We start from the raw sequence: 1,141 nt of genomic DNA on the forward strand, positions 1-1,141 counted from the left end.
CCAGGCCTCGGCCGGGCGCGGACGGCCAGCCTGGGCGGGGTCGTCGCCGCGGCGGAAGCCGGCCACGAGGCGGCTTTCCAGCCCGCAGCGCAGCGCCTCGCCCGAGACGCCGCGGACCGGCGAGGCGCCGACGCCCAGCGTGCGCGAGGTCCATTCCAGGCGGCGCCGCCCGTCGAAGATCGACCCCTGGATGTCGCAGCGACCGGTCGCTGCCACGTCGCGCGACAGGCGCAGCAGGGCGGAGAGGCCGTCGATGGTGCCGGCCGCTTCCTCGGGCCGCACAGGGATGCGGTCGGGGCCCTCGGGGGGTTCGAGCACCGCCAGGCGCGGCGTACCGGCCAGGTATTCCATCACGGTGCGCCGAGGCGTGCCGCGCCATTCGCCCTCGGTGCGGTAGAGCGCGGGCAGCACCTCGCGCCCACGCAACCCGCCCTCGGCCTGCGCGAGCTGTTCGCGCGGCAGGAACAGCCGGCCGAGCCCGCGCGAGCGCGACACGGTGGACAGGCGATAGCGGTCGCCCGACTGGTCGATGCTGACGCGGATATCCATCACCGCCACGCCCATCTGGCTGACGGCGTAGTCAGCCTCGACCGGGTTGGCGCGCGCGGGCGCCGGCATCAGCGCGAGGCTGGCCAGGGCGGCAAAGGCGGTCAGGCGGATCATAGGCAGAGAATGGACCGCACCTCGGCCGGGACAAGGGTGGTGCGCTTGACACCCGCCCCCGGCCGCCCGTATTTCCGCGCTCCCCGGTCGGGCGCGTAGCTCAGCGGTAGAGCATTCGCTTCACACGCGAAGGGTCACAGGTTCAATCCCTGTCGCGCCCACCATTTTACGTATGTCCCTCAAACGCCGGGCGGATCGCATCCGCGGTCCTTGGCTTCGCGCCGTACGGTGGTGCGTTGGCTTCGTAGCGCGGGCTGGGCGCGGTCGCGCTTTGCGCTCCCGGCCCGAGGCAGGGCCTCGGGCCGCTTGTTATTGTCGAAGCTGTAGTGATGCGCCTTTTGGCAGCGTGTCCGATGCGCGGACGGCCCGGGACCGAAGCCCCGGGCCGCTCGTCATGGTGTGGTCGTGGTCGCGCCGCGTCAGCGCGAGGGTTGGGCCGGCCGCGCCGGGGTTGGAAGAGCTCACGTCTGAGCTCCAG

General features: G+C 72.7%; 1 protein-coding gene and 1 tRNA gene. One reads left to right on the plus strand and one right to left on the minus strand.

The window, feature by feature from the left end; genetic code table 11:
* Window positions 1–663, minus strand: a 663-nt coding sequence (locus tag HW578_RS26855; RefSeq protein ID WP_198373750.1) for a DUF3108 domain-containing protein, incomplete at its 3' end; no start/stop codon positions are given.
* 89 nt (window positions 664–752) lie between these two features.
* On the opposite strand from HW578_RS26855, the gene HW578_RS26860 reads away from it, so the two are divergent.
* Window positions 753–827, plus strand: a tRNA-Val gene (locus tag HW578_RS26860).
* The last annotated feature ends 314 nt before the right edge of the window (window positions 828–1,141 follow it).

The organism is Roseomonas rosulenta, from assembly GCF_016106005.1.
Classification (GTDB): Bacteria; Pseudomonadota; Alphaproteobacteria; order Acetobacterales; family Acetobacteraceae; genus Neoroseomonas; species Neoroseomonas rosulenta.